The organism is Bacteroides sp. 2201st1_D9_2201SCRN_220225, assembly GCF_040928965.1.
Taxonomy (GTDB): Bacteria; Bacteroidota; Bacteroidia; order Bacteroidales; family Bacteroidaceae; genus Bacteroides; species Bacteroides stercoris.
The window spans coordinates 1-2,663 of sequence record NZ_JBCODG010000151.1 but is presented as its reverse complement, the minus strand read 5'-3'; the positions used below and the strand labels follow the sequence as shown (position 1 = coordinate 2,663).

2 protein-coding genes and 1 pseudogene are annotated in these 2,663 nt (G+C 50.7%); all 3 read right to left on the bottom strand.

The window, feature by feature from the left end:
• A pseudogene (locus AB5903_RS22230) lies at window positions 1-576 on the bottom strand (mobilization protein); the annotation flags it as partial.
• Between the two features lie 320 nt (window positions 577-896).
• Entirely contained in the window at window positions 897-1,997 is a 1,101-nt protein-coding gene (locus AB5903_RS22225) for a DUF6371 domain-containing protein (RefSeq protein WP_269115345.1), read from the bottom strand.
• A 118-nt stretch (window positions 1,998-2,115) separates the two neighbouring features.
• Window positions 2,116-2,663, bottom strand: a 548-nt coding sequence (locus AB5903_RS22220) for a helix-turn-helix domain-containing protein (protein ID WP_368118305.1), incomplete at its 5' end; no start/stop codon positions are given.

Genomic DNA, 2,663 nt, shown 5'->3' with positions numbered 1-2,663 from the left:
CATATCGTCATCGTTGAGTTTTTGGCTCTTGCCCGTGTCGTGGTTCATCCAGTCGAATACGATGTGCGCATGGTAATTCGGCTTGAACCATTTTTCACCCACTTGGAAACTCTCCTTGTCCTCTGCATCAGGCTGTCCGCTTAGCCAATGCCCCTCATCCTTGTGCAGGAAGATTTGAAGCGGTATGATGCCCCAGCGTCTTTGGCATTCCTCGCCAAATTTTTTCACGTCTGCCAGTGTCGTGTCCGGTTTGATGAGCAGTACCCCCTCACGGATTGGTGAACATCCTGCCACTTTGATGATTTTGCCGTTTTTCCCTTTTCGCTCACGTTCTTTCTCCTGCATGGCACGACCTGTCTTTTCCTTGACCATCCGTTTGATGTTGTCGTAGTGCGTTTGCAGGTCGGAGCTGCCGAAGTCCGGGTTTATCCATTGCTCGTTGCCGGCGGAGAGTTCGGGTACGATGTAGATTCTGGACTCACCGATATTGCACATGTATTCGGCACTCCTGCGGTTATGAGCCTCACTTGATTTGGTGTTGCAAGGCTTGATATGAATGCTTGATTTTGTTGCCATACTACTATTAAAATTTGATTTGTGGATAAAATTATTTTCCGCTGTCCGCTCGTAACCGTACAGGGTTCTTAGGGGGGGGTAACCCATAAGCGGAGATTACAAAGAGAGGGTCACTCTTTGCTCGGGGTTCTCAGGGGGTGAAACGCCCTGAGTGGGTTCTTAGGGCAAAGTCCTAAGTGGGTCGGGGCAAAGCCCGGCCCCTCGGGAGAGCCCACAACTACGAAAGCGGAGCGTGTAGTTATAGTGGGCTATATCAAGGGCAAGCCCTTGTCCGTGTACCACAGCCTCCGGCTTCCGCTCTCCTGCCGTCAGGGAGGGCTTCAGTCACCGTATCTGATTGGACTTGCACCAACCGGTACAAGGTCTAAATCGTCTATCAGCTTTTGCAGGAGCGGATTCTTTTCCATCATCCGTTGGAGGATTTTTTCAGCCTCTACCAAGTGGTCGGCTGTACACATCAGTTTGCCCTCCCGTATCTGGTAAATAATCCAATCGGCAATGTCGATATGGTCAGCCTTTTGCTTCGGAGTGGCATTTTTCTCGATGATGTCAGATACAATCGCCTTGCAAAAGTTCATACTTCCGGCACGTTGTTTCCATTCGGCATATCCGTCCGCATCAGGAAAAAGAAGCACGGTTCTCCCGGTTAACACACGGAGCTTTTCCTCTCTTAATTGGCTCTTGCCACCTGTCGCCAGCCATACATAGCCGGGGAATATGGATGAGCCGATTACGGCACTCTTTTCGGATTCCACCAAGACCACCACTTTGTCGGGATTGCCGCCCAGCAGATGTTCCCCGAAGAGGCACTGGGAGAGTTGCCACTTTTCCGGCAGTACCCGTTGCCTTTTCAGTATGCTGTGTATCCAGTCCACTGCCGATGTCTGTCCTCCCTTGATGCGGTGTCCATCCTCGGGATTGTACTGTATTACCTTACCTGTGCGTACCTTGTTATTGCTGTCTATCTGCCAGAAAATGACAGCCCCGTCACGGGTAGCCCCCAAACGGTATTCCTCCAGCAACCGTTTCAGCACGTCTTTTGCCTTACTGCCGTAATAGGAAGTAAGGAGCGAGAATATGAAGCGGAAGAAGTTGCTGTGAACGCTTTTCGATTTCTCCACATAATGAGGTGGTATGTAACCTATGGCACCCGGCTGTGATACCTGTTTAGGCTTTTGTTCCACTTTTCGCCCGCCGGAAGAGAAATCATTTGTGGCACGACATTCGGGATGTTCCCGAAAGTATTGCTTGGGGGTGTAGTGATACCCGCAACTGCTTTCATGGTTGCACCTACCGACCGATGGATGCAGGGGTGTGTCCTGCTCATCCACATAATAGGCAAAGGAATGTCTGTCGCCACAACCCGGACAGGTATGCCGTGTTGCCGTTCCTTTATATCTCTGTAACGAATAGCCGCTCATTGCTTTCCTCCTTTCTTTTTCCATTGATTGTTCCCCTGTCCCGTCCTGTCCCACTGTCCCGGCTCATAGGGCATGGGACGATGGGACACCTTGGGACATTTCGGAGAATACCGCTTTTTCATGGCTTGTCCTCCCCATTTTCTTGTCCGGCAAACAGTTCCGCTTGCTTTACTTCCCTGATTGTCCCGACTGTCCCGTCCTGTCCCATTGTCCCACTTGTTGTGGGTTGGGACGGTGGGACACTTGGGACAGCCATATCCTTAGTCTCCTTGCTGCGTTGGATTATCCGGCTGACGGTGGACTTGCCGCAATTCACCTGTGAGGCTATCTCCCTTACAGACTTGCCCGATTGGGATAGCTGCAAAATCATGCAGTCTCTTTGGCTCGATTCATTGTCGCCCAATTTTTTCAGATGTTCCTTTTCCGTGGAGTAGCCCCGATACACGAACTGCAAGAAGGCATCCACCTTTTCAATTTCATAGAGGATTACATTGTCCGCATCGTATGAGTATATGCCATAGCGCACTTTCAACTGCTTCACATAGCGAAGCCCACTGTCCTGTGCACTCTTGCCGATAGCAAACACGCTGTCAAAGAAGTTGTAGAGCCGTTTGCTTCCTGCAAGGTCATTGGATGTGATGGGACAATCCAAAGAGCGTTTGGGGG